General features: G+C 66.1%; 25 protein-coding genes and 2 tRNA genes. 18 read left to right on the top strand and 9 right to left on the bottom strand.

The window, feature by feature from the left end:
• The first annotated feature begins 146 nt into the window (after positions 1-146).
• On the top strand, positions 147-3,146 hold the full coding sequence (locus ABZX86_RS01135) for a UPF0182 family protein (RefSeq protein WP_355118804.1): 3,000 nt from the start codon (positions 147-149) through the stop codon (positions 3,144-3,146).
• An 86-nt stretch (positions 3,147-3,232) separates the two neighbouring features.
• Here the strand turns inward: ABZX86_RS01135 and ABZX86_RS01130 are convergent, their stop codons facing one another.
• Positions 3,233-4,204 (bottom strand): AsnC family transcriptional regulator, encoded by a 972-nt coding sequence (locus tag ABZX86_RS01130; RefSeq protein ID WP_355118802.1) that lies wholly within the window; start codon positions 4,202-4,204, stop codon positions 3,233-3,235.
• Here ABZX86_RS01130 and ABZX86_RS01125 point away from each other — a divergent pair.
• Both ABZX86_RS01125 and ABZX86_RS01120 read left to right on the top strand, forming a co-directional pair.
• The gene (locus ABZX86_RS01125) at positions 4,203-4,328 is read left to right on the top strand and encodes a hypothetical protein (protein ID WP_355118801.1); all 126 of its coding nucleotides are present in this window, start codon (positions 4,203-4,205) and stop codon (positions 4,326-4,328) included. The genes ABZX86_RS01130 and ABZX86_RS01125 overlap by 2 nt on opposite strands.
• Positions 4,329-4,342: 14 nt before the next feature.
• Complete coding sequence (locus tag ABZX86_RS01120; protein ID WP_355118799.1) at positions 4,343-5,197, top strand: SDR family oxidoreductase; 855 nt, start codon at positions 4,343-4,345, stop codon at positions 5,195-5,197.
• 125 nt (positions 5,198-5,322) lie between these two features.
• Here ABZX86_RS01120 and ABZX86_RS01115 read toward each other — a convergent pair whose 3' ends face one another.
• Positions 5,323-5,856: a transglycosylase family protein gene (locus ABZX86_RS01115; RefSeq protein ID WP_355118797.1), complete on the bottom strand. Its 534-nt coding sequence runs from the start codon at positions 5,854-5,856 to the stop codon at positions 5,323-5,325.
• A 544-nt stretch (positions 5,857-6,400) separates the two neighbouring features.
• Here ABZX86_RS01115 and ABZX86_RS01110 point away from each other — a divergent pair.
• The 3 genes from ABZX86_RS01110 (at position 6,401) to ABZX86_RS01100 (ending at position 8,287) form a co-directional block, all read left to right on the top strand.
• Positions 6,401-6,474: transfer RNA gene (locus ABZX86_RS01110), tRNA-Met, on the top strand.
• A gap of 98 nt (positions 6,475-6,572) precedes the next feature.
• Positions 6,573-7,361, top strand: a complete 789-nt coding sequence (locus ABZX86_RS01105; protein WP_355118795.1) for a trans-aconitate 2-methyltransferase — start codon at positions 6,573-6,575, stop codon at positions 7,359-7,361.
• Positions 7,362-7,489: 128 nt separating this feature from the next.
• On the top strand, positions 7,490-8,287 hold the full coding sequence (locus tag ABZX86_RS01100; RefSeq protein ID WP_355118793.1) for a serine/threonine protein phosphatase: 798 nt from the start codon (positions 7,490-7,492) through the stop codon (positions 8,285-8,287).
• Here the strand turns inward: ABZX86_RS01100 and ABZX86_RS01095 are convergent.
• Entirely contained in the window at positions 8,272-9,120 is an 849-nt protein-coding gene (locus ABZX86_RS01095) for a helix-turn-helix transcriptional regulator (protein WP_355118791.1), read from the bottom strand. The two genes, ABZX86_RS01100 and ABZX86_RS01095, sit on opposite strands and share 16 nt — an antisense overlap.
• A gap of 98 nt (positions 9,121-9,218) precedes the next feature.
• Between ABZX86_RS01095 and ABZX86_RS01090 the strand changes: the two genes are divergently transcribed.
• From ABZX86_RS01090 to ABZX86_RS01075, 4 genes are all read left to right on the top strand, one after another.
• A complete protein-coding gene (locus tag ABZX86_RS01090) occupies positions 9,219-9,611 on the top strand; it encodes a carboxymuconolactone decarboxylase family protein (RefSeq protein WP_327141744.1) in 393 nt (130 codons plus the stop codon).
• 21 nt (positions 9,612-9,632) lie between these two features.
• A complete protein-coding gene (locus tag ABZX86_RS01085) occupies positions 9,633-10,103 on the top strand; it encodes a nuclear transport factor 2 family protein (RefSeq protein ID WP_355118789.1) in 471 nt (156 codons plus the stop codon).
• Positions 10,104-10,166: 63 nt separating this feature from the next.
• Positions 10,167-10,240: transfer RNA gene (locus ABZX86_RS01080), tRNA-Met, on the top strand.
• 119 nt (positions 10,241-10,359) lie between these two features.
• On the top strand, positions 10,360-10,851 hold the full coding sequence (locus ABZX86_RS01075; protein ID WP_355118787.1) for a Uma2 family endonuclease: 492 nt from the start codon (positions 10,360-10,362) through the stop codon (positions 10,849-10,851).
• 47 nt (positions 10,852-10,898) lie between these two features.
• Here the strand turns inward: ABZX86_RS01075 and ABZX86_RS01070 are convergent, their stop codons facing one another.
• From ABZX86_RS01070 to ABZX86_RS01045, 6 genes are all read right to left on the bottom strand, one after another.
• Entirely contained in the window at positions 10,899-12,143 is a 1,245-nt protein-coding gene (locus tag ABZX86_RS01070) for a serine hydrolase domain-containing protein (RefSeq protein ID WP_355118785.1), read from the bottom strand.
• A gap of 18 nt (positions 12,144-12,161) precedes the next feature.
• Positions 12,162-13,739: an acyl-CoA synthetase gene (locus tag ABZX86_RS01065; protein WP_355119778.1), complete on the bottom strand. Its 1,578-nt coding sequence runs from the start codon at positions 13,737-13,739 to the stop codon at positions 12,162-12,164.
• Positions 13,740-13,901: 162 nt separating this feature from the next.
• Positions 13,902-14,876: a hypothetical protein gene (locus tag ABZX86_RS01060; RefSeq protein ID WP_355118783.1), complete on the bottom strand. Its 975-nt coding sequence runs from the start codon at positions 14,874-14,876 to the stop codon at positions 13,902-13,904.
• Between the two features lie 7 nt (positions 14,877-14,883).
• Positions 14,884-15,099: a hypothetical protein gene (locus ABZX86_RS01055; protein ID WP_355118781.1), complete on the bottom strand. Its 216-nt coding sequence runs from the start codon at positions 15,097-15,099 to the stop codon at positions 14,884-14,886.
• A 37-nt stretch (positions 15,100-15,136) separates the two neighbouring features.
• Positions 15,137-16,120, bottom strand: coding sequence for an alpha/beta hydrolase (locus ABZX86_RS01050; protein WP_355118779.1), 984 nt, complete (start codon positions 16,118-16,120; stop codon positions 15,137-15,139).
• A 227-nt stretch (positions 16,121-16,347) separates the two neighbouring features.
• Complete coding sequence (locus ABZX86_RS01045; protein WP_355118777.1) at positions 16,348-17,583, bottom strand: helix-turn-helix domain-containing protein; 1,236 nt, start codon at positions 17,581-17,583, stop codon at positions 16,348-16,350.
• A gap of 319 nt (positions 17,584-17,902) precedes the next feature.
• Here ABZX86_RS01045 and ABZX86_RS01040 point away from each other — a divergent pair, with 319 nt between their 5' ends.
• From ABZX86_RS01040 to ABZX86_RS01005, 8 genes are read left to right on the top strand one after another with little or no spacing between them, the layout of a single operon-like run.
• Positions 17,903-18,748, top strand: a complete 846-nt coding sequence (locus tag ABZX86_RS01040) for an ABC transporter permease (RefSeq protein ID WP_355118775.1) — start codon at positions 17,903-17,905, stop codon at positions 18,746-18,748.
• Entirely contained in the window at positions 18,748-19,608 is an 861-nt protein-coding gene (locus ABZX86_RS01035) for an ABC transporter permease (protein WP_355118773.1), read from the top strand. The genes ABZX86_RS01040 and ABZX86_RS01035 overlap by 1 nt, the downstream gene beginning before the upstream one ends.
• Before the next feature lie 19 nt (positions 19,609-19,627).
• Positions 19,628-20,638: an MlaD family protein gene (locus tag ABZX86_RS01030; RefSeq protein WP_355119777.1), complete on the top strand. Its 1,011-nt coding sequence runs from the start codon at positions 19,628-19,630 to the stop codon at positions 20,636-20,638.
• A complete protein-coding gene (locus ABZX86_RS01025; RefSeq protein WP_355118771.1) occupies positions 20,635-21,639 on the top strand; it encodes an MCE family protein in 1,005 nt (334 codons plus the stop codon). Before ABZX86_RS01030 ends, ABZX86_RS01025 begins: the two co-directional genes overlap by 4 nt.
• Positions 21,627-22,688 carry an MlaD family protein gene (locus ABZX86_RS01020; protein WP_355118769.1) on the top strand — a complete coding sequence of 354 codons (1,062 nt, stop codon included), beginning with the start codon at positions 21,627-21,629 and terminating at the stop codon, positions 22,686-22,688. Before ABZX86_RS01025 ends, ABZX86_RS01020 begins: the two co-directional genes overlap by 13 nt.
• A gap of 11 nt (positions 22,689-22,699) precedes the next feature.
• Positions 22,700-23,791 (top strand): MlaD family protein, encoded by a 1,092-nt coding sequence (locus ABZX86_RS01015; protein WP_355118767.1) that lies wholly within the window; start codon positions 22,700-22,702, stop codon positions 23,789-23,791.
• A complete protein-coding gene (locus ABZX86_RS01010; protein ID WP_355118765.1) occupies positions 23,788-24,840 on the top strand; it encodes an MlaD family protein in 1,053 nt (350 codons plus the stop codon). The genes ABZX86_RS01015 and ABZX86_RS01010 overlap by 4 nt, the downstream gene beginning before the upstream one ends.
• On the top strand, positions 24,837-25,796 hold the full coding sequence (locus tag ABZX86_RS01005; RefSeq protein ID WP_355118763.1) for an MlaD family protein: 960 nt from the start codon (positions 24,837-24,839) through the stop codon (positions 25,794-25,796). The genes ABZX86_RS01010 and ABZX86_RS01005 overlap by 4 nt, the downstream gene beginning before the upstream one ends.
• The last annotated feature ends 10 nt before the right edge of the window (positions 25,797-25,806 follow it).

Here is a 25,806-nt window from a genome sequence, read left to right as displayed (position 1 = left end):
TCGAGTGCGGGTGTTGGGCGGGAACGGGGGCGATTTACGTAGAGTGGGGCGCGAACGGTCCCCCGGGACCAACTCGCATCATCGGACTGCGGTGTACCGACCGGTATTTCCGGCGCGGGCCTGCCAGACCCTGGGAGAGTGGCATCGTGGGCATGCGCCCCCCGACAGGCTTACCTTCGCTGTCACGCCGCAGCCGAATACTGCTGGTGACAGCGCTGGTATTGGCTGCCTTGTTATTGGTCGGGCCTCGGCTCACCGACGCCTATACGAACTGGTTGTGGTTCGGAGAGGTCGGTTTCCGTGGTGTTTTCACTCGGGTGCTGTTGACCCGAGTTGTTCTTTTCCTGGTGGTCGCCCTCGTGGTCGGCGTGATCATCTGGGTGTCGCTACTACTGGCGTACCGGTCGCGTCCGGTGTTCGTGCCGGTGTCCGGACCCGGCGATCCGATCGCGCGCTATCGCACCACCGTGATGGGCCGGCTCCGCCTGTTCGGCATCGGGATTCCGCTGGTGATCGGTGTGCTGTCGGGTCTGGTGGCGCAGTCGAGCTGGGTGACGGTGCAGCTGTTCCTGCACGGCGGCTCGTTCGGTATCAAGGATCCGCAGTTCCATATCGACGTCGGCTTCTATGCCTTCGATCTGCCGTTCTATCGCATGGTGCTGAACTGGCTGTTCGTCGCCGTGGTGATCGCGTTCTTCGCGAATCTGGTGACGCACTACGTGTTCGGCGGTCTGCGGCTGGCCGGTCGCGAAGGCACGCTGAGTTCGGCGGCGCGCATCCAGCTGGCGGTGCTGGCGGGACTCTTCGTGCTGCTCAAGGCGATTGCCTACTGGTTCGACCGGTACGCGCTGCTGTCGAGCACCCGTAAGGAGCCGACCTTCAGCGGTGGTTCCTACACCGATATCAATGCGGTGCTGCCCGCCAAACTGATCCTGCTGTCCATCGCGGTGATTTGCGCGCTCGCGTTCTTCGCCGGAGTGGTGTTGCGCGACTTGCGGATTCCGGCCATGGCGGCGGCGCTGCTGGTGCTGTCCTCGGTGCTGGTCGGCGCGGTCTGGCCGCTGCTGGTGGAGCAGTTCTCGGTGCGCCCGAACGCGGCCACCAAGGAGAGCGCGTATATCCAGCGCAATATCGCGGCCACCCGTGATGCGTACGGACTCACACCGGACAAGGTGGAGTACCAGGACTACAAGGGCGAGGCCACCACCGACCCGGTGACCAAGCAGCCGCTCATGGTCCCCGCCGATCAGGCGACGATCAAGAATATCCGGCTGCTGGATCCGAACCTGTTGACGCAGACCTTCATCCAGCGTAATCAGCAGCTGCAGAACTTCTACGGCTTCCCGGATCCGCTCGATATCGACCGCTACACCATCAATGGTCAGATGGGCGATTACATTGTGGCGGCCCGAGAGCTGCAGCCGCAGAACCTGTCCGGCAACCAGACCGACTGGATCAACAAGCACACCGTCTACACGCACGGTAATGGTTTCGTGGCGTCGCCGGCCAACCAGGTGAATGTGGCTCCGCCCAAGGACACCGCGGCGGCGCAGGCGGCGGCCGGCAGTGATTCCGGTGGCGGCTACGGCTATCCGACCTTCAATCTGGGTGATCTGTCGACGGTGAGCGACCTGTTCACGCCGAAGGACAAGGAAGCCATCAAGCTCGACCAGCCGCGCATCTACTACGGCGAGCTGATCTCCAAGACCGATGCGGACTACGCCATCGTCGGTGGCAACAACCAGGCGCCGCGGGAGTACGACACTCCCACCGATCAGTACACCTACTCCGGTGCGGGCGGTGTGTCGATCGGCAACTGGTTCAACCGATTCGCGTTCGCGGCCAAGTACGCCGAGCGGAACATTCTGTTCTCGGGTGCGATCGGCTCGGATTCGAAGATCATCTTCAATCGCAATCCGCGCGATCGCGTCCAGCAGGTGGCGCCGTGGCTGACCACCGACGGCGATGCGTACCCGGCCGTGGTCAACGGCCGCATGCTCTGGATCGTGGACGGTTACACCACGCTGGACAACTACCCGTACGCCCAGCGCACCTCGCTGGACGGCGTGGTGGAGGACAGCATCGACCAGACCACCGGCCGGCTGCTGCCGCGTAAGGAGGTCTCCTACATCCGTAATTCGGTGAAGGCGACCGTCGATGCCTACGACGGCACCGTCACGCTGTACCAGTTCGACAAGACCGATCCGGTGCTGAAGGCGTGGAGCGGTGTGTTCCCGAATACCGTGAAGCCGGAGAGTGCCATCAGTCCCGAACTGCGGGCGCACTTCCGCTATCCGGAGGATCTGTTCAAGGTGCAGCGCGAGATGCTCGCGACGTATCACGTGGACGATCCGCGAGAGTTCTTCACCAACAACGCCTTCTGGTCGGTGCCCAATGATCCGACGCAGGAGGGCGCGGCCAGCGGTGCGCATCAACCGCCGTACTACGTGCTGGTGGGCGACCCCAAGACGGGTAAACCCGAGTTCAGTCTGACCAGCGTCATGGTGGGCTACAAACGGAACTTCCTGTCCGCCTATATCCAGGCGCATTCGGATCCGGACAACTACGGCAAGTTGACGGTGCTGAAGTTACCCCCGGATTCACAGACGCCTGGCCCGGGTCAGACCCAGACGTCGATGACGACCAATGATCAAGTCTCACGCGACCGGAACCTGCTGACCGGTGGCAATGTCAACAAGATCAAATACGGCAATCTGCTGACCCTGCCGGTCGGTGACGGCGGCATCCTCTATGTGGAGCCGTGGTATCTGGAACGAAATACCGGCGGCACCAACGCACCGTCCTTCCCGCAGCTGGTGAAGGTGCTGGCGAGTTATCGCGACAAGGTCGGTTACGGCTCGACGGTCAAGGAGGCGCTGGAGCAGGTCCTGCCCGGCACCGGCAGTGCCGCCACCGATCAGCCGAATCAGACTGTGGCGCCGCCGAATCAGACGGTCGCTCCACCGAACCAGGGCACGGTCGCGCCGCCGACGGGCTCGACGGGTAAGGATGCCGCGGTCAAGCAGCTCAACGATGCGCTCAAGGCGGTGCAGGACGCCCAGAAGTCGGGCGACCTGGGCTCCCTGGGCAAGGCATTGGAGAATCTGCAGACGGCCGTGAACGCCTACCAGACGGCGGGACCGTAATCCTCCGGGCTTGAAAAGCCCTGCTGCACAATGAAAGGCGCTGCCGTCCACCGGACGGCAGCGCCTTTTGCCGTCGCGACCCTGTGCTATCGCGCCGGCCGGGATCGCAACAGCGGCGGCTGCGATGTGGATTTCACCGTCGCCAGGACCGGGGTGGTCTCCAGCGTGCGGATCGCGTCGAAGGCGCCCAGCTTCTTCGTGAGATAGGTGTGCAGACTCGCCGGGTCGGGGCAGAGTGCCTCGGCGATGAGGTTGGTGCTGCCCGTGGTCGCGGCCACGAACGCCAGTTCCTCATGCCGCGCAAGGGCTTCGGCGACCCCGTCGAGCTTGCCGGGCGCGACCGAGGCCCACAGCATGGCCCGGGTGGTGACACCGAAGACCCGGTCGTCGACATCCACATCGAAGTAGAGCGCACCCTCGGCCCGTAGTCCCGAAATGTGCCGCGCCACAGTGGATTGCGACAATCCGGTGGCCTCGGCCAGCTGTGCCAGCCCGGCGCGCCCGTCGGTGCGCAGGGCAGCGAAAAGCAGGTCATCCGTGGCTGATTCAGCGCGCCGGGTGGTGTGCTCCTCGTGCGGCCGCAGTTTTCGCTGCTGTTCGGGATCGAGCACGGCGAGGCGACCGGGCCACGCGGTCGGCCCGCCGAGATAGGTGTGCAGTACATAGTGCGCGGAGATACCGGTGATCGCCGATGTACGCGGCAGATCGTGCAAAAGCAGTGCGGGCGCGTCGAATCCGGGGCCGTCGACAATCAGGAAGACCTCCGTGCCGCCGGAGGTGAGCATGACCCAGGTGGTGTCGGTGCGCTGCGCCAGCGCCCGGGCGAGCTGCCCGCTCGCCGAGGGCGTGGTGGTGAGCCGGACCAGCCACTGGGTGGTGCCGGTGTGTCCCGGATCGGGCCGCCCGACCACCCGCAGCCCGAACTCCTCGCGCAGGCCGCGATAGCGGCGCGCGACGGTCTGGGTGGAGACGCCCAGCACTTCGCCGATGCGATTGAACGGCGCCCGCCCGTCGATGTGCAGGGCATGGATCAAGCCGCGGTCCACCTCGTCCAGCATGGAAGAAATCATCGCACGGGTGCTGCAAATGGAAAATGGCCGCAATCCGAAGCCTGTGGATGGATTCATCTCGCGTCACGGCACAGGCTGGTTCCAGCGCGGTGCAGATCCGCGACCAATCTGAACTGGGAGTATCCGATGATTCTCGTAACCGGAGCCACCGGCACCGTCGGGCGTGCCGTCATCGACCGGCTGCGTGTACTGGGCACGCCGGTGCGCGCGCTCGTGCGGCGGCCGGAGACCGCGAACCTGCCCGCCGATATCGACGTCGTGCGCGGTGATCTGGGTGCGCCGGAGAGTCTCGCCGCCGCGCTGGACGGGGTGGACAGCGTCTTCCTGCTGTCGGCCGGACCCGAAATCCCGGTGCACGACGCCAATGTCGCCACCGCCGCGACCCGCGCCGGCGTCCGCCACCTGGTGAAGCTTTCCTCCGGGCGAGCCGGTGACGCTGCCGCCACGGACCCGATTCCGGTCTGGCACCGCGCCGGTGAGCAGGCGGTGCGCGCGAGCGGCATCGACTGGACCATGGTGCGCCCGTTGGGATTCATGTCCAATGCGCTGCACTGGGCCCCGGGCATCCGGGCCGTCGATACCGTCCGCGCCCCGTACGGGCAGGGCCGCATCGCCGTGGTCGATCCCGAGGACATTGCCGCCGTCGCCGTGGCGGCGCTGACCGAAACCGGCCATGCCGGAAAGGTTTACACGCTCAGCGGCCCGCAGGCGCTGGCGCCGGGGGAGCAGACCGGCATCCTCGCGCAGGTGCTCGGCCGTCCGCTGCGCTATGAGGAGATCTCGGCCGCCGAGGCGCATACCGCGCTGCTCGGCTTCGGGGTGGCTCCCGATATGGCCGACGCCATAATGTCTTTGCGCGCAACGGCTTTGGAGTCGTTCACCTCGGTGGTCCACTCCTCGGTCGAGGAGGTCACCGGCCGTCCGCCGCGCAGCTTCGCGGAGTGGGCGACCGCGCACCGGGCAGAGTTTGTCACCGGATAGGTGAAAACCTGTGTCGCACAGCGGCAGTCGGCGTATCATGCCAACGGGTTGTGTCTACAGAGAAATGCGCTGCCGTCAGCATGGACGGCAGCGCATTTCGCTACTTCCGAGATGGGGAAGGGATTTCAGCGACCCCAGGACTCGATCAGCGCGGAGTTCTGATCCAGGACCTGGTTGAACTGGTCCTGAACGCCGAACTGCTGAGCGAGGCCACCGGCGACGCTCTTGGCCTGATCGATCGCGGCCTGGCGGTCGTTGGGGAGCGGCGCGGGGGCGGGAGCGATAGCCTCCGGGGCGGCCTCGGGCTCGGGCTCGGAGTAGCCGCTGCGCAGGTACTTGCCGCAGACCGGCCAGGCGCCGGCGCCCTGGGTGGCGAGCACGTTCTCGGCCACGCGGACCTGCTCTGCCTTGCTGGCACTGCTGGGCGAGCCGGTGCCGCCATTGGCGGCCCAGGTGCTCTGCGTGAACTGCAGGCCGCCGTAGTAGCCGTTGCCGGTGGCGATTCCCCAGTTGCCGCCGCTCTCGCACTGGGCAACGCCGTCCCAGTCGTGACCGGCCGCGGAGGCGGTTGCGGAGAAGCCGAACGGGACGGCAACAATTGCGCCTGTGACGGCCAGCAGGCCGATGGTGCGGGAGTTGATCTTCCGGTTCTGTTTCATCGTTTGTCCCTCCCTGCGCCTACCGACCCGGCGAGTTGCTGTGCCGTGTCCCTGTCCCCAGGGGCTCTGGGTACCTAACCGCGGGACAGGGTCTCCGGCGTGCAGCGGTTCGGTTCGGTGCCCATCTCAGGTTTGATCCGGGCCGAGTACGACGGTAACGAGGAAATCTCGGCAGATCACGTCTTGGTAACTCTTGATAACTTCGGAATTGCATGAAGCGAATAACCGGTAAAACGTCGTTCATGCAGGTTGGCTATGCTGCATTTCGATATCCCGATCGGTCTGTTATATGCCCGTGATGTGATTTAAGTCACGCACAAATTGTGGGGTCGGTCACGTTTTCGGGCCCCGAAACCGGGGGACGCGCGGAGAAACGGTTGTGAGGCGGAGGATTTTCACCCCCAAACCTCCGCTTCCGCACCGTCCGGACGGTCGGCACCTCCGCCGCGACTCGCTCCATGATCGACTTCGTAACCCGCCGAACCGCTTCTGACCAGCCGATTTGGCACTCACGCAGAGCCGTGTGTAATGTTGTGTTCACCGACGCGGGGTGGAGCAGCTCGGTAGCTCGCTGGGCTCATAACCCAGAGGTCGCAGGTTCAAATCCTGTCCCCGCTACTAACAGCGAAGGCCCTCGAAGAACTTCTTCGAGGGCCTTCGCTGTATCTGTGGCCGCCCGATTACCGTTGGCAGTGCGATATGCAGGCTCGGTTGGTGTGACCAGGGATGGAGCAGCCATGTGGGATCCGCAGCAGTATCTGGCCTTCGATGATCATCGGGCGCGGCCGTTCTTCGATCTGGTGACCCGGGTGCGCGCCGAGAAGCCGCGCCGCGTGGTGGATCTGGGCTGCGGGCCCGGCAATCTCACCGTGTCGCTCGCGGAGCGCTGGCCGGAGGCCGCCCTGGAGGCCTCGGATTCGTCCCCGGAGATGGTGGCGGCCGCGCGGGCGCGGGGGATCGATGCCGTGCTCGGCGATGTACGCGACTGGCGGCCCGGAGCGGATACCGATGTGGTGGTGTCGAATGCCGTGCTGCAGTGGGTGCCCGGCCATCAGGAGCTGCTGTCCGCCTGGGCGCGCGACCTGCCCGCCGGGGCGTGGCTGGCCTTCCAGGTGCCCGGAAACTTCGACGCGCCTTCCCATCTCGCCATCCGCACCCTCGCGGCGCGGCCGCGGTGGCGCGAAAAGCTGGCTCCGGCAAACCTTTTGGAGCCGCGCGCCGTCCTCGATCCGGAGGGCTATGCCCGGCTGCTGGCCGCGGCGGGCTGCACGGTCGATGCCTGGGAGACCACCTACCTGCAGCGACTCACCGGCGCGGACCCGGTTCTGGAGTGGGTCACCGGGACCGCGCTGACCCCCGTGCGTGACGTCCTCGACGATGCGGGGTGGCAGGAATTCCGGAGTGAGCTGGCCCCGCTGTTGCGCACCGCCTACCCGGAGCAGGCCGACGGCAGCACCTGGCTGCCGTTCCGCCGCATCTTCGTGGTCGCCCAGACCGCGATCTGATCGTTATCGACGCAGGTAAACACAGCAATCGCACAGGTGATTCAGGAGTAGTACACGGGTTTCGGCCGTTGAATAGAGGAGTGCTGGTTGGCAGCACCCCCTTAGGCCGAGTCCCAGGAGGTCGGGCCATGCACACCGCAGCCCTCGAGATCGGATCTGCCGCAGTGCCCGCCCATCCTGACGAAGAGGTTCGATTCGTCACCGTCGCGGGAGCGGCGGTGAGCCGGATCGGCCTACGTAATATCAACGCGGACGCGGTTGCCACCGTTACCGACCGCCAGACCGGGCGCGCCGCGTTTGTCGTGGCGGACGGGGTGGGAGATCATCTCGCGGCCGCTCGGGCGGCGCGGATCGTCGCGCGGGTGGCGGCCCGGGTGGCCGTGACACAGGGTGCGCGCGCCGGAATCCTTGCGGCGCAGGCGGAATTGCTGCGCGAACTGCCGGACGCGGCCGCCGACAGCGTGCTCGTCGTCGCAGTGCTGCCTGCCGACGGGCAGCCGGACGGGCCGTGCGATATCGCCTGGGTGGGTGATTGTCGCGCCTACCGGTGGAACGGCCGGGTACTGCATCTGCTCACCACCGATCACACTGTGGCCGAATACTTCCGGGCCCGCGGACATGTGCCGATGCCCGGAATGGGCCATCTGGTCACCACTTCCGCGCGGACCGTGCGGCCGGAGGATATCGGCCACGCGGTCACCGGCACCAGCTCCGGGCGACTGCTGCTCTGCTCCGACGGCGTGGGCAAGCGCCTCGAAATGGCGGACATCAAATCCCTTCTCGCCGAGGAGGGTTCGGCGAGCCAGGCCGCGACGGCGCTGGTGCAGACCGCCCTCGACGGCGGTGGCCGCGACAACACCACGGCACTGGTCGTGGATGCCCGTCCGCTGCCCGGCGTGCCGCCGGTGATTCAGCGGCTGATGTAGGTCTCGGAAGCCAGCACCTGCAGGGCCGCCTCGGTCGCGGTCGCGGCGTCCGGGCTGAGGGTGACCAGTCGTTGCCGCAGATCGCCGGGCAGTTCCAGATTCTCGTAGTTGAGCGTCAGCACGCCGACGGCCGGATGCCGGAAGTTCTTCGCGCCGTATGTGCGCACGGCCACATCGCCCTCGGCCCAGAGTTCGGCGAATGCTGTGCTGCCGGTGGATAATTCATCGATTAGCGCGGTCAACTCCGTGTCTTCGGGGTGGCTGCCCGCAGTCAATCGCAAGGCGGCGACGGTGGCGGCGGCCACGTCCTCCCATTCCACATAGAATTCGCGGGCGGCCGGGTCGAGGAAAAGTTCCCTGGCGAGATTTCCGTTGTCGTGCAAGGCATTCGAGATCGGCGCGAACAATCGCTCGGCCAGCAGATTGGCCGCGAGCACATCGAAACGATCGGTAATGATCACCGCGGGCACCTTGTCGACGAGGTCGAGCATGCGCCGCAATTGCGGCCGGACGGCGGTGGGCGCGCTGCGGCGGTCCCGGACCCGCGGCGGGTTGGCGAGCCTGCGCAGATACCCGCGCTCGGTGTCGTCGAGGCGCAGCACCTCGGCGAGGGAGTCCAGCACCTCGTCGGAGGGGTGATTGGCCCGGCCCTGTTCGAGCCGCTGGTAGTACTCGACACTGATCCCCGCCAGCTGAGCGAGCTCCTCACGCCGCAGCCCAGCGACCCGCCGCCGCGTCCGCCCGGACGCACCGGCCCGCAGTCCGACCTCTTCGGGACTGATCCGGGCCCGGCGGGATTGGAGGAATTCCCCCAGCGGATTGCGTTCTGCCATGCCGTCCAGTTTGCCCGAGAATCGCGAGCCTGGCCCTGGGAGTACCTGGAACAACGGAGGTCTGGGTAGGCCGTTGCACGGCAGGCAATCTCATACCCATGAACGAACGGTACGACAGAGGCGCGGCCCGGCTGGCCGAGCTCGGCGGCCCGACCGCCGCCCGGCAGCGGGTGTACGACGCACTGGCCGATATAGCGCCAGACCTGCACCGGTTCGCCGTCGAATTCGCCTACGGCGATATCAATGCGCGTCCCGGACTCGACGCCGGACGGCGGGAACTGGTCATCCTCGGTGTCCTCATCGGCCTCGGCGCCACCGAACCGCAATTGGAAGCCCACTTCACCACCGCCCTCAACACCGGACTGACCTCCACTGAACTCGTCGAGGCCGTCATCCAGGCGCTGCCGTACGCCGGATTCCCGCGCGTACTCGCCGCCATGGGCGTCGCCCGCCGAATCTTCGCCGACCACAACCTGCTTCCCGTCACCTAACCCGAATCACAGGAGAACACAATGACTTCCGCACAGGACCGCGCCGACGTGATCGATACCGCCACCGCCATGATGTGGTACATCGACATTCGCGACTGGGACGCCTTCACGACTGTTTTCGCGGAGGAGGTCCGCCTCGACTACACCGCCATCTGGGGCGGCGATCCGTCACACGCCACCCCCGCCCAGATCCACGCCGACTGGTCTCGCCTGCTCGGCGCCTTCGACACCACCCAGCACCTGCTCGGCAACCACCTGGTGACCGTCGACGGCGACACCGCCGTCCTCACCGCCGTCTTCCAAGCCGTCCACATCCTGGCCAACCCCCTCGGCTCCCCACGCTGGACCCTCGGCGGCACCTACCGCTTCGGTCTGACCCGCATCGACAGCGCCTGGCGCATCAACGACATCGCCATGACCCCCACCTGGTCCGACGGCAACAAAGACGTCCTCACCCTGGCCTCCGGCGGCATCCGCCCCCAAGCCGCCTGACCCCCTCCCGCCCCGCGTTTTGGAGTTTCCCCCTACCCCGAGGTAACGTCATCCTCACACCGACGCGGGGTGGAGCAGCTCGGTAGCTCGCTGGGCTCATAACCCAGAGGTCGCAGGTTCAAATCCTGTCCCCGCTACTACGCAGAACGGCCTTGGAACCACTGGTTCCAAGGCCGTTCTGCGTTGGATGTGATATCGGTAGTTAGTAGGGTTCGGTCGTTACCATGGTCGTAACGGACGGAGAGTAGGAGCGTCGATGAGCCTGCATCACCAGCTAGTAGAAGTGGCAGCTGGTATGGACGTGCCGGAAGGATTTCGTGCAGATGCGAAAGGCGAAGTGATCGTCGTGTCCTCGCAACGGCCTGAGCACTGGAATCTCATCCTGGAGATCGCGTTTCGGGTCAGGCTGGCAGACTCGGCGCTGATCACGACATCGGATGTGAAGATCGCGGGCACTGGCGACAACGACAAAGCCCCCGACGTGGCGATATTCCGCACAGGTGATGTCCTGCATGCGCGCAATGCGTTGGCGTTCTTCGAGGTTGTCTCGCCGAGCAGTATCGAAGCCGACTACATCGACAAAGCTGGCATCTATGCTGCGGCCGGGGTCGCTGAATACTTGATCGTTGATCCGGCGCGCGAGATGTGGACACTGCATACCGGCCCTGCGGACGGTGCTTATCAGATCACGAATACGAAGCCGATCAATACTCCGGTTCACGTCGCCGGTATCGAGTTCGAGTTGTGACGGTGCCGAGCAGTATCCCGCTGGTTCATAACCCCGGGGACGCAGGTTCAAGTCCTGTCCCCGCTGCTTACGAGGGCGGTGCTGCCCCAAGGCGCCGGGTACTGCGTCGCCCGTAGCGCGCGCACGGCGAGGTGTGCGAAGTGCGGGAGGCGGGCGTCGCCGATCGAGTTGGCATGGTTGCCCAGGTGGTTGGTGACGAAGCCGAGGGATAGGCCCAGGTGGGGGAGGGCGAGGCCGCCGGAACCGCCGATGCCGTAGTGCCCGAGGGCATGTCGGCTGATCTTCGTGCCTACGGGGGCGCGGTGATAGCCGCGTGCGAAGTGGGGTGGTACGCCGAGAACGTAGTCGAATGTGCTGTTGGGTGGCATTTCGGCGAGTGCCCGGGTGGTTTCGGGCCGGAACAGCCGGCGTCCTTCGGTCAGTCCGTCGTTGGCGATCGCGCTGTACATCCTGGACAGGGATCGGGCGGTGAATACGCCGTTCCAGCTGGGCATCATGGTGTCGTAGGCGCGTTCGCCCCGGCTCAGGTCGGCCCAGCCGTCGTAGGCCGCGCTCGTGGCCGAACGCAATAGCGAGCTCGGTAGTGCGCCGATCGGTGCCAGCAGGCGGTCGAAGGGAATTCGGGCGATGTTCAGGCGCTGTGTGAGTCTGGCTATCCGGTGGCGCTGTGATGGTGGCACTCCGAACCAGAAGTCGTTGTCGCCAACTGGGTCTCGCAGTTCGGATTGCAGCAGCTCGTCGAACTTCGCCCCTGTCGCCCGCTGTGCGATCTCGGCTACCAGGGTGCCGAAGGTCAGGCCGTGGTAACCGCTGGCCCGGGCGCGCCACGGGTCCGGCGCCTGCGCGGCCAGGGCTGCCGCGAGGTAGTCGTGATCGAGCATGTCCTGAGGGTTGCCGGACAGTCCGCGTATGCGTTGCAGACCGGCGCGATGGCGCAGCACGTCGGATACGGTGATGTCCTGCTTACCGTGGGCCGCGAACTCCGGCCAATACGTCGAGACCGGTTCGTCCAGTGCCAGGGCGCCGCGTTCGATGAGCCGATTCGCGACCGTGGCCGCCACACCTTTGCCTGACGAGTACGACAGCGCCATGGTGTCGTACTCCCAGGGGCGCCCGGTATCGGCCCAGCCGGTCCAAATGTCCAGTACCGGTTGGCCGTTCAGGTGGATGGTGAGGGCGCCACCGCCCTGCGGGCGGCGCCGGAAGGTGCGGAAGAACTGTCCGGCGACTGCACCGAATCGGTGGTCGATGAGCATTCCGGGACCGGATATTGGTGTGGACTGGTCGGACATGTCGGAAGTCCTTCTGTCTCAGTGCGCGCCGACGGCGGGCAGTTCGCGGCGCAGAATCTTGCCGGTGGCATTGCGGGGGAGTTCCGCGGTGAAGATCACGTCGCGCGGGACCTTGTACCGTGCGAGATTCGCCTTGACATGGTCTTTGATCGCCTGGGCGTCCAGGTCGGTGTCTGGTGTGCGAACGATGATGGCGCGCAGGCGTTTTCCGAAGTCCTCGTCATCGACGCCGATCACGGCCACCTCGTCGACCCCGGGTAGTTCGGCGAGCAGGTTCTCGACCTCGAGCGGGTAGACGTTCTCGCCGCCGGAGACCACCATGTCGTCATCGCGTCCGTCGATGAAGAGCAGTCCGGTGACATCGAAATGGCCCATGTCGCCGGTGGACATGTAGCCGTCGAGGATCTGTTTGGTGCGGCCGTCGGTGTAGCCCTCGAAGGGGGCTGTGCTGCGTACGAAGACCCGCCCTCGTACCCCGACACCGTCGAGCTTGCGGTCCTCGTCGTCGAAGAGCGCGATCCGGGTCGCTACCGGTGCGCGGCCGACCGTGCCCGGTGCCGCGCGCAGCTCGTGCGGCTGTGCCACCGACGCGATGCTCACCTCGGTCGAACCGTAGAAGTTGTACAGGACATCGCCGAACGCGTCCTGCGCCCGCACGGCCAATTCGGGGGAGAGCGCCGATCCGGCCACCACGATCACCCGCAGCGCGGACAGGTCGTGCTTGCCGATCACCTCGGGCCCGAGCGAAACCATGCGGTGCAGCATGGTCGGCACGGCGACCAGCATGTGCGCGCGGTTCTCGGCCAGCGCACGCAGTGTGGCCTCGGCGTCGAACCGGCGCATGACGACCGTCTCGTTCGCCAGCGAGGTCGCGATACCCCACAGTGAGAAGCCGGTGCCGTGGAACAGCGGCGACACGATCACCGCGGTGCCCAGGCGCGGCACCGGAATGCGGTCCAGGAACAGCGCGCTCACCAGCGGGCTGACCCTGGTGCGTGGTGCGCCCTTGGGCAGTCCGGTGGTGCCGCTGGTCAGGATGATGAAGCCGCCCGGATGCGGGGGAGGCGGGGGTGTGCGGGGGTCGCCCGCGGCGATGACCTCGTCGAGAGTGCGCGACCCGACGGGAATTCGATGCTCTTTGTCGACCCAGGTCAGGTAGCGCGGCAGTTCGGGCGGTAGGGCGTCGAGCAGATCGCCGAATTCGCTGTCGTGCAATACGGCTCGTACCTGTTCGCGCTCGACTACCTGGGCGAACTGCGGCTTGGCGAAGCCGGTGTTCAGCATCGCCAGGCGTAGTCCGGCCCGGCCCGCAGCGCTGATCGCCAGGACCAGGCCGCGGTGATCGCGAGCCAGGACGCCGACGACCGAACCAGGAGTCAACCCCGCCGCCTTCAACGCATTGGCCAGGGCATTCGATTGGCGGTCCAGCTCGCGATAGGTCAGCGTGCCCCGCTCGTCAGTCAGGGCCGCGGCCTCCGGATGCTCACGCGCGCCACGCATGATCATCGCCGAATGCGGTCCATAGGTTCGCGTCTCCCGAGAGATCCGCAGTATCCGGTCCGGCCGGGTCAGGTCGATCACTCCGGCGCGGTGCATGACGGCGACAGACTTCAGCTCGTCCGCCGCGTATGCGAGTCGATTGCGAATAGCGTTCGGGGACAACTTCATTGACTATGCTCTCCGTAAGGGCGCTGATGGCGGCTGGGTCGATCGGAAGCCGCGATCGGAAACACCAGCGGCGCAGGACAATAGGTGTTGCTAGGCGTTGCCGGCATATTCCGCGGAGCCGAGGTTTCCGGCCATCTGGGTGCGTACGATCGCCACTGTGCTGCGGGTACGCGCGGTGTCCGCCGCGGCGGACAACGCGGACAGCGTCGGTTCGGCGGTCAGCGCCGGATGAGTCGCCAGTGCTGTCAGTACCGAATCGTTGAGTGCGGTGAGTACGCCCAGCAGTTCCCGCCACGCATTACGAGCGGCGGCGACGGCCACGATCCGCTCGAACTGTGCCGCGTCCAGGGCCGCGAACAGCTTGTTACCCAGCAGATTCGCGTGGTCTGCGTCCAGGCGGGACAGCAATGAGAGCGTGGCCGCCACTACCTCGGGCCCACCGTCGGCGGCGGTGCCGACGATCCGATGCCGCCGCACTTCCGATATCAGACGGACCGTGTGGTTGAGCCGGTCCGGCGGCCAGATCAACGCGATGGTCTGCAGCAATCCGGCATCGTCGTCGATGCCGGACTCGTACCCGCTGATCTGCTCATCGGTGGAGTGCTCGACGAACAGCGATGCGGTCAGGTGGTCGCGCCGCCGCATCAGCTCCAGTGCGGTCGGTACGAGAATCGACACCGGAAGCAGTCTCGTCAGTGCGGCTGTCGCCCGCCGGTCGAGAAATGGTGCGGCGTCGGCGAGATAGCCGGGGGTCAGTCCGCGCAGAACGCCCGCCACCCGCTGCGGGTGGTCCGTGCTGAGGGGACCGCCCGCGCGTCCTGCGACCTCGGCGGGGATCGCGCTCAGTGCGACCTTGGCGGCCAGCGCGTCCGGAACCAGGGTGGCGAGTCGGCTGACCCGCCCGAAGGTTTCGGCCTGACTGTCACAGAGGAAGTCGGAGACCCGCTCGTGCAGTGCGCGCAGATCAGCCGCATCGAGGCTTTCGAAGGCCGTCAGCTCGGCCGGATCGGCGCCGAGCGCCCGGGCGAGAATGCGAATCTGGCTCTGCGCCAACAGGTCTGTCATGTAGCGGTCACTTTCCGAAGAGGACGGCACGGGCGGGGATGCGCACCAGGCGCGGCAGGGCACTGAGCGCGGCGGTGATCGCTGTGTCCAGGGCAGCGCGCTCGGCGGCAGCCCGGCGATGCAGCAGCCGCAGCAGGTCGCCGGCCTGCTTGTCGTCGAGCGCTGTCAGCACGCCGGACGGCTCGTGCAGTTCCGCGAGAAGTTGTTGCCTCGCATCGGCCATCGGGTTTCTCCGTTCTGGTCGGTGGTGTGAGTTCGAGTCAGGCACTGCGCTGGCGGGCCTGCCGCTGCCAGGCGCGCTCGACGAAGTCGACCGCCGCGCCGACGGCGACCGCCGCCTCCGGCACGATGCTCGCCGCAGCTTGGAAAACGTGCACCTGCCCAGGCCACAACTGCAATTCGCAAGGGACGCCATGCGCGGCCAGACGATCGGCCATCAATTCGGCATCGGGATAGAGCGCTTCGGAGGAGCTGGCTTGGATCAGTACCGGCGGTAGCCCGGAGAGATCGAAGTTCACCGGCGAGGGCAGGGCCTCGGCGCGGTTGCGCCGGGAAGAGAACCGGGCGAGTTCTGTGAGAGTGCGGCGCGGGAACAACGCGCAGCTGCCGGTGGTGGGCGCGGCGAGTTTCGCGGTCGGATCCCAGTCGGTCAGCGGTGAAATCGACACCAGTGCAGCCGGATTCGGCAGGTTCCTGCGCTTGATCTCGATACCGGTCATCAGAGTCAGGTAGGCGCCGGCGGAGTCTCCCATGATCACGATCTGCTCCGGGCGGTAACCCGATTCGAGGGCATACCGGTACGCGCTGACGCTGTCCTCGATCGAATCGAGGACAGCGTGCTCGGGCAGCTTGCGGTAATCGACGGCCAGAACGGGAGCGCTCAGGCTCGCCGCGAAGCGTCCGATCATCTGCTTGTGCAGGTGGTTTCCGCCGACCAGGAAGCCGCCGCCGTGCAGGTACACGATGAATCGGTCGTCTCGGGCATTCGGTGGCGTAACAAGGTGTGCCGCACAGTGTTCCAGCGGTGCCGGGCGCCTGGTCATCCCGCGCGGGACGGTCAGCACCCGGCCCACCTGATCGACGATATGGAAGGGCCATCCCGCCTCGGGGAAGCGAATCCACGCCGCGATGAAGGGCCGCACAGTGACGCGGATGGTCAGATTCAGCAATCGGGAGCGAACGCTGCCACCGGGAAACTCGGTACGGACGATCTGGTTCGCATTGCCGGTGGTAGGTGACTGCATTGTCGGCCTCTCTCGAATACCCATTGCGACCGATCACAGCGCACCGCACAGGGCCCCGCCGCTGTGCGGCAGGTGGGAGTCGGCGGCGACTCCGAACGCCTGCGATGTGATCGGATAACAAGTATTGGTGTCCGAGACAGCGAAAGTCACTGCATCAACAGGAAAATCGCCGAGGCCCGAATTGTCTCCGGAACCAAATGGGTTGATCAGGAGAAGTCGTTACCGGCTCAGTCGGTGGACGGGTAGAGCCGCTGCACCATCAGCGCCGCAGCGATCAACCGGGAGCCGTGTGGATCGCTCGGGTCGATACCGGTGATCTCGGTGACCCGGCGCAACCGGTAGCTGAGAGTGTTCGGGTGCACATGCAGTAGGGCGGCGGCCGCCTTGCGATCGGCGCCATGTTTGATGTGCACGTCCACCGCCTCGAGCAGGTGGGGCTGGTCCAGGATCGGGATGATGCGCTGCGCCAGTCGATCTCGGGCCTCACCGGGCCGGGTCAGTTGATACTCGAGCAGTAGATCGTCGAGGCGATATATCCCAGCTGGTTGGCCCAGTGCCTCTGCCAGCTGCGCGAGTTCCATTGCCTGCGTCGCTTTCTCGGGGATCAGTGCACGCGAGACGACCGCGCATTCCCCGATGTGCACCGCACCGTCGAGGCATCCAGTGAGTTTCGCTGCCGCACGGTCGTATTCGGGTCGCGGGCCGGGCGTCGACCCCCGTGGGAGCAGGGCGATACCGCTGGCCCCGTCGAAGGTGCTCAGTGCGGTGGTGCCGGCGATCTCGTCCAGCACCTGCTGGATGATCCGAACACGGCGCCGGGCCACCGCGTTTTCGGCCAGCGCCACCGATCCGGGCATCGCGGGAACGGCGACTGTGACAGCGAGTACGTCGTAGTGCTCGGCCAGTACATGGTCGGCGCGCGCCGCGAGCTCACCCGCCGGCGCACCTCGCAGGAGTGCGACACACAGACTTCGCCGCGCTTCTCGTTCGAGTCCGTACACCGATTGCTCCACCGCGGCATAGGTCGCGGTGACCAGAGTCGTGACGTTCATCAGCAACTCGAGTAGGTGATTGGAGAATGCGGCCAGGTCGGCCAGATCTTCGTTCTCGGTGAGCGCCAGGGTTTCGTTCCACAGCCGCCGGACCGATCCGTGGAAGCCGGTGAGAATCGGCTGCAGCGGCAGCCTTTCCTCGGCCAGCGTCTCCACGATGGGCGTGACGAACTCCCGGACCTCGTCGATCCGATAGGGGCGCTGTTCGTCGAGAGCACGCAGGAAACCCACCGCACCGGCATAGACGTTCGGCACCAGGATTTCTTCGAAGTGGTCTTTGGGCAGCGTCGAGGTTTCCGGCAGCATATCCAGCGATGCGCGGTACAACTCCTCGATGATCTGGGGAAGCCGCTGCGCAAGCCGCGTCAGGATCGGCGAGTCGGGCGCGAGGGCGGGCAGCGGCGCGAACATTGCCCGATTGTCACTGCCACCAACGTTTGCGGCAAGTTCCCCACGGTCTGTCCATGGTGACCGCTGCCCGCGAGCGGCTTGCGCTGCACCTTCCACGGTGCGCTGGAAACCGGGTATTCGGCCAGGGTCGGGCGCTCTTATGGACGGTTTGTTCTTCGAGACAAATCTGACGTGGCAACTTTTCCTCTCCGTGCAGTGACACCAGATGCGTCGCCGCCATAGATTCGGACACCGGCTCCGCATATGGCTCGAGTCACAATTTGAACGCAGGGGCAGAGGTATCGCATTGCGGGCGGGATTTCAGAACGAACCGAAGCCGATGGGGTCGGCGGTCCGGATTTCGGGCGTATCAGCGGCCGCGCATGCGGTTCGCGACAATTTCGCTGACACCGTGCTGTCCGCCCTGCGGACCTTCGGCCGCGCTGTCGAAATGGCCGGTGCCGCAACGGGTGGCGGGGCCCGTGATCTGATCGCCGGGCGCTTCCAGTGGCGTGAGGCGATCCATCAGGCCTGGCGCATGATCACCGTCACCGCGCTGCCCGCGATCTTGATGGCGGTCCCGTTCGGCGTCATCGTCTCGGTGCAGGTCGGCAATCTTATTCACACTCTCGGCGCCGATTCGCTGCTCGGCGCGACCGGCGGGCTGGGGGTCATCAAGCAGGGTGCGCCGATGGCCACCGGATTCCTGCTCGGCGGGGCCGCGGCCTCCGCGATCGCGGCCGATCTGGGGGCGCGCACCATCCGTGAGGAAATCGACGCGCTGCATGTCATGGGCATCTCGCCGATCAACCGGCTGGTGATTCCCCGGATGACCGCCATGCTCGTGGTCGCTCCGCTGTTGAACGTGCTGATCATCTTCGTCGGTGTGCTCGCCGGATACGCGGTCGCGATCGGTGGTCAGGGGGTGACACCGGGCAGCTACTGGGCCACCTTCGGTGCGTTCACCTCGGTGGCCGATGTCGGGGTGTCGCTGATCAAGGCTGTCATCTTCGGATTCATCGTGGTGGTGATCGCCTGCCAGCGCGGTCTGGAAGCCAAGGGCGGCCCGCGCGGTGTCGCCGATGCGGTGAACGCGGCGGTGGTGCTGTCGGTGGTGTCGATTGTCGTGGTGAACCTGGTGATTACTCAGGTAACCGCCCTGTTCCTGCCGATGAGGATCGCCTGATGACCGCTGCGCCGTACGCGCCCAAAGGGTTTCGCTGGATCGGGCGAGTACGCCGTGCGCACCTGCTGCGGCCAGTCGAAATCGCGGGCTTCGTAGCCGGTTTCGTCTGGCAGGTCCTGGTGGCGGTGCCGTTCACGCTGCGGCACTATCGCGCGGAGACGATGCGAATCGTCAGTGATATGACCTGGGGCCGTGGTTCGGTGATCGTCGGCGGCGGCACCGTGCCGATGATGATCGTGCTGGGCCTCGCCATGGGCGGGTCGGTCGGCGTCGAAGCCTTCACGACGTTGAACATGCTGGGTATGGGCCCGGTGACGGGATTGGTCTCGGCCTTCGCGACCACGCGGGAGCTGGCGCCGATCGCCGCTGCCATCGGGTTCGCCGCGCAGGCGGGCTGCCGGATGACCGCCGAGATCGGGTCGATGCGCATCTCCGAGGAGATCGACGCGATCGAGTCGCTGGGACTGCGTTCGGTTCCCTTCGTGGTGACCACCCGCGTGATCGCCGGCGCGGTGGCGATCGTGCCGACCTTTCTGATCGCGCTGATCCTGAGTTATCTGTCCTGCCGTGGCTTGATCACGCTGGTGCACGGTCAGGCCGGCGGCGTCTACGACCACTACTTCTTTCAATTCGTATCCGGGTTCGACGTCATCGCCGCGGTGATCAAGGTCGCGGTGTTCGGGACGGTGGTGATTCTCGTGCACAGTTATTACGGATTCTTCGCGGCCGGTGGCCCCGAAGGGGTCGGCATCGCCTCGGGGCGCGCGGTCCGGGCCAGCTTCGTCGCCATCATCGCCATCGACATGGTGCTTTCTATCGTGTTGTGGGGCTTCGACTCCGCGATCAGTTTTCCGGGGTAGCGGCGTGCCCGAGTATGGAATGCCAGGCGTGCAGGTGAGTCGCGGCGGGGCGATCAAGACCGGCGCGGTACTGCTGACGCTGGCAGTGGTGCTCGCCGGGGGCTGGGCCCTGCGCCCGGCCCCCGGATCAGCCGATGGACTGCGAATCGCGTTGCACACCGAGCACATCGGCGACGGCGTGGTGGACGGCACCCAGGTGATGCTGGACGGCGTCACGGTCGGCGAGGTCGTCGGCATAGCGCCGGATGAGCAGGGCACACAGCGAATCACGGTGCAGCTGAACAAATCTCAGCTGGCAGGTCTGGACAGCAGTCTGCGACTGGACTACGCACCATCCAATCTGTTCGGTATATCGGAACTCGAATTGCGCAGGGGCACAGGTGGTTCACCCTTGCTTCCGGACACGGTCATCGACCTCACCGGACCACGCTCGTCATTGATCTACGACGCCACCATGAGCAATCTGATGCGCAACCTCACCGAGGTCACCACCGATGTGCTCACCCCCGAGCTGACGACCACGCTGACGCAATTGGCCACCGACGTAGGAGCTTTCACGCCGCTGGCACAGGCGATCGTGGTACTCGGCCGCACGGTCGCCGACACCCGCACCGTCGCACCGTCGGAGCTACTGGGCGGATACGGCACCGCCCTCACCGGCGGCGCTCGATTCGCCGACGCGCTCTTCAAAGTGATGAACGAGGTGTATCACATCGACGTATTGCGCACCGACCGCGGCCGTTTCGACGCCACCATCGCCATGGTCGTCGACCAACTGTTCCCGGGCCTGCAGAACACCCTCTACCGGGCGAGCGACGAATTCTCCGGATACACGGCCATGTTGGCGCCGATGCTGTCCGCCGCCGCGCGCACGGTGCCGACGCCGGAGCGCTCCGGCGCCGACCTGCGCGCGCTGCTCGATCGCCTGCGCGCCGCCCTGCCGGACACTCCGAACGGCCCGGTGCTCGATGTCGATGTCGACCTCGGTCTGGTTCCGGTGCTCGGCGCGACGCCGGGAGGTGCGCGATGAGGTCGATCCTCGGTTCGGCCTGGCGCCTGGCGGCTTTCGCGACGGTCATGCTGGTGGTGCTGGGCATGGTGGTGATCGCGATCCGGCAACCGGTATCCGGGAGCACCGATGGCTACCGCGCGATTTTCACCGATGCCAACGGCCTGCATACCGGTGACGACGTCCGCATGTACGGCGTTCGCGTGGGCAAGGTGGAATCCATTGCGCTGGAACATGATCAAGCGGTGGTTCGGCTGACGGTCCGCCGCAGCTCCGCGATCTACGACAACTCCAGACTGGCAATCCGATACCAGAACCTCACGGGGCAGCGGTATCTCGACATCCAGCGCGATACCGCGCCTGCGGCCCGCACCGCACCGGGCGCCACCCTCGGAGTCGATCGCACCATCCCGTCTTTCGACGTGACCAGCCTGTTCAACGGTCTGAAACCCGTGCTGGCGACGCTCTCGCCGGAGGCGATCAACACATTCAGCGAGAGCATGCTCGCGGTGATCGAGGGCGACGGTAATGGAGTCGGTCCGGCGCTGGACGCGATCGGCCGGCTCAGTCAGTACGTGGGCAACCGGCAGCTGGTGATCTCGACCCTGATCCAGAATATGTCGGAGATCTCGGACAAGATCGGCGGCCGCTCACCACAACTGGTCACGCTGCTGGGCAAGCTCGCCGATGTCTTCCAGACGCTGCAAACCAAGATCGACGGTTTGATCGACTTCGCGCTCACCGCACCGCCGGTGCTCGAACCCATCGACGACCTGCTGGCCACGCTCGGCCTGTCCGAGAACACGAATCCGGATCTGGACCACATCATTCGCACCCTGTTCCCGAATCCGCAAGAGGTGATCGACATCCTGGGGCAGACTCCGGCCCTGCTGGCCGCGCTGAACGCTGCGGTCCCCGCGCCGGGCGGTCCGGCGGCCGTCTGCGGCCACGGGGCGGCCGAATTGCCCTCGGCATTAAAGGTTCTCGTCTCCGGGCAGCGGGTGACGGTATGCAATCGATGACAACCTTCTCCCCGCTCCGGTCCCGCCGTGACCGGCCTCGCCGCGACGGCGCCGCACAACGACGGCGAGAGCTGCGGCTGGGTCTCATCGGCTCGCTCCTGGTGGCGGCAGTGCTGGTGGCGGTCGGCGTGCTGTACGCGGTGCCCTTCGGTAAGACGACCTATACCGCCGACCTGAGCGAGGCGCAGTCGGTGCGCACCGGTGACGATGTACGAGTGGCCGGCGTACCGGTCGGAACGGTGAAATCCCTGACACTGCACAAGGATCGAGTGTCGATGACCTTCACCGTCGACAGTTCGGTGTTCCTGGGCGACAAGACCTCTCTGGATGTGCGCATGCTGACCGTGGTCGGCGGTCACTATGTCGCCGTCTTTCCAGCGGGGGGCAAGCCGCTGGGCCGCAACAGCATTCCGGCCGACCGAGTGCGGCTGCCCTACAGCCTGGCCGAGGCATTCCAGGATGCCGCGGCCCCGGTGGCGGCCGTGGACGGAAACCTGTTGCGCCGCAACCTGAACTCCCTGACTGACTCACTCGACGCGAGCCCGCAGGCCCTGCGCGACACGCTCGGCGGTGTCGATCACTTCCTCGATCTGCTCAACCGGCAGCGAGCCGATGTGTCGAAGGCGATCTCCATCGCCGACGAGTACCTCAATGGTGTCGACACCGCCAAGGGCGAGTTGGGCCGCCTCGTCGCGAAGATCAATGTGCTCGAAACGGTCCTGTCGAGCAAACGCTCGGAAACTCGGACGGCGCTGATCACCCTGAACCGGGTGATCGACCGGCTGGCGGGGCTGCAGCCCGCCTGGGAGACCACGCTGAAACCCATGGCGCAAAGGCTCGCCGATGCGGTTCCGGAGCTGGAAAAGCTCGGTACCAAGCTGGATTCGCTGCTCACGTCGGTACACGGCCTCGCCACCGGTCTGACCGCCATGCTCCCGTCCGGCGGTGGCGTCACCGTCGACCAGTCGCAGCAGACGGTGCCCGCCACGGCGCTCGATCCGGCCGCGCTGTCTCCGGTGTGCGTCCCGGTGTTCGGGCAGGTCTGCTGATGCTGATCCGCATGCTGTCCTCCCGAGTGTTCATGTCGCTCGCGGGCGCCGCCGTGATCGCGATGCTGACCGCCGGCACCTATCTGGTCGCCTTCGATCCACTACGCAAGGTCGAGTCCTACTGCGCGCTGATGCCGGACACGGTGGGGCTCTACACCGGCAATCATGTGACTGTGCGCGGTATGCCGGTCGGCGATGTCACCGCCATCACGCCACAGGGCGGGACGGTACGCGTCGATTTCACGGTCGACGCCGATTACCCACTGGGCGAGGATGTTTCGGCCACCACCGAGTCCGACACCATTGTCGCGGACCGGCAGCTGGCCCTGATCGACACCGGTGCGGCGAATACGCGCTGGGATCACTCGCACTGCATCACCAAGACTCTCACTCCCAAGAGCATGACCGAAACCCTCACTGCCCTGGCGGATCTGGCGTCCGAAACGCTGGGACCCGATCCCGGGCATGCCGACGCTCTGCAACGCGGACTGACGGCGCTAGACGCCGCGACCGCGGGAACGGGACCGCAGATCAACGAGATCATCACCAAACTGGGCACCGCGCTCAACTCTCCGGACGCCGCGATCGGTCACCTGGCGGGCGTGATCGACGCACTGTCCTCGCTGGCGCACAGCGTGTCCGGGCAGTGGAGCGATATCAAGTCCATGCTGCTGCGCCTCACCTCGGTACTCGATGACGTGAACAATGGACTGTTCTCCACGACCATCGACATCATCGACGGCTTCCAACGGGTGCTGCCGATGCTCAATGACATCACCACACTGTTCGGCGATCCGATCTTCGCCGTCCTGGACGCGACCGTTCCGCTGGCCCGCTTCGCCGGCGCGAACGTGGCGACCTTGCGCGACATCATCACGATGATCCCGAATATCACCTCCGCGTTCACCACCGTCCTCGACCCGGCTACCGGCGCGCCGGGCCTCACCTATGCCTCGCCTCGGGTGGCACTGCCCGCCGCAGCGGTGGACCGGGTCTGCGCGGCCGTCGACGCGCTGGCGCCGGGGCGCTGCGGGACCACCTCGGACGGATTGACCGGTGTGGCACTGGTTCCCCTGGTCCTCGGATTGGCGGGTGCGCGATGACGCGGCGCTGGCGGCACACGCTGCTCGCACCGGCCGCAGCGGCAATACTGCTGGCCGGCGGCTGCGCATTCGACCCCGCGCAGATCCCGGTTCCGGGAACGGGGATCTCGGAACCGACCTACCGCGTGCACATTCAGTTCAGCAACGCGCTCAATCTGCCGGCGCGCGCCCAAGTGGTGGCCAATGGCGCTCGGGTCGGCACCGTGGTGGGCGTACGGGTGGTCGATTCGACCGATCCGGCGGTCCACGGCGGCTACGTGATCGTGGATGCCGATATCGCCGAATCGGTTCGGCTGCCGATGAAGACGACGGCCGAGTTGCGCCAGAACACGCTGCTGGGTGATATCCACCTCGCCTTGACCACGCCGCCGGACGGCTTCGGCGAACTGCTGCACGCCGACGCCGTGATTCCGCTGAGCCAGACCCACCCGCCCATGCAGATCGAAGACGCCATGGCCGGGATGGCGACCTTCGTGCAGGGCGGCGCGATCAGCCAGTTCCAGGACATCGTCAACCGGCTCAATGCCGTATTACCCGCCGACCCGCGCGACACCGCCCGCATCGCAGGCGTTCTCAGCGCGAATGCCATCGATGTGGCGAACAACCTGGACCAGGCGGAAGCTTTTCTCAACGGGCTCAGTGCGGTGTCGGGAGCGGTCGACGATAATTCCGGCGATCTCGCGGAATTGCTGACCAAGCCTGCGGTGCAGCAGGTTACGGACTCGGTGAACTCCATCGTGTCGACCATCGGTGTGGTCGGCGCCCTCGGTGGAGTCGCGCATTCGCTGGCGTGGCTGGCCCCGCTGGCGCAGTCCGGGGACGCGGCCGCCCGTGCCTTCGCGCCACTGCTGTTCACCGGTCGCCCACTGGATCTCGGCGCGCCCTCCAATCTCAATGCCCTGGTGGCACTGCTCCGCGACAAGATCATCCCGATGGTGGAGCACGGACCGGCGGTGAACGTCACCGGAATCAGTGTGAACGGGCTGTCCGCCGACGATCAGATCGCTCGAATCATCCAGTCACTGCACATGATCGGAGTGGTTCGATGAAACGCTCCGGCTGGCTGTCGCTGTTCGGCATTCTCGCCGTCACCGTCCTGGGCGCGGCCTACCTGGCCTTCGGGGTGGTGCGCGCGGACCCGTTCGCCGAGTCGTTCACCGTGACCCTTGAATTGCCGAATTCCGCAGGTCTGCAACCACATTCGCCGGTTCTGCTGCGAGGGGTGCAAGTGGGCAAGGTGGATTCGGTGACCCACGGCGGCACGAGTGTGGAAGTCGCACTCCGGCTGAACCGCGCCTACCGCATCCCGGCCGCCAGTCCGGCCGTGATCGAAAGCCTGTCGGCGCTGGGTGAGCCCTACGTCGAGTTCACCCCCGCCGATCAGCGCGGCCCCTATCTGTCCGAGGGTCAGCGACTCGATGCCCGCACGGTGCACACGCCGCCCTCCATTCCGGAGGTGGCTCGGCAGGTCTCGCAGGTACTGGCGCAGCTCGACCCCGCCGCCATGCGTTCGCTGGTCGGCACCTTCGGCACCGCCCTGACCGGCACCGACACCGTGGTACCCGAACTCTCCCGCGCCACCGGACTTTTGGCGGCGACCATCATGTCCCGTTCACCGCAGATCGGCCCGATGCTGACCGATCTGCAATCGATCGTCCCCGATATGGCGTGGGCCGGACCGTCGATGTCGCAGGCCGCCCCCAACTTCATCCAGTTCGGTCAGCGGGTCGATCAGATCGCCGCCGCTATCGGCCGCCTGATGGACACCGGCGACACCCCGCAGATGTATCTGCAGGGCAATGGCCTGGTGCCCTTCCTCGGCAACCTCACTCAGCGGATCGAGCAGCTGGGCCCCGGCCTGAAACAACTCGTCCCGGTCCTCCAGCCGCTCGCGGACAGTGCGGCGAACCCGGCGCCGCAACTGGATCTCAGCGCGCTCATCACCCAGGCCCTGGCCGCGACCGAGCCCGAGGGCGCCATTCACCTACGCGTTCAGGTCAAGTAACCGCCGCAGA

The organism is Nocardia sp. NPDC006630, from assembly GCF_040611495.1.
Lineage (GTDB): Bacteria > Actinomycetota > Actinomycetes > Mycobacteriales > Mycobacteriaceae > Nocardia.
This window is presented reverse-complemented; position numbering and strand designations above follow the sequence as displayed.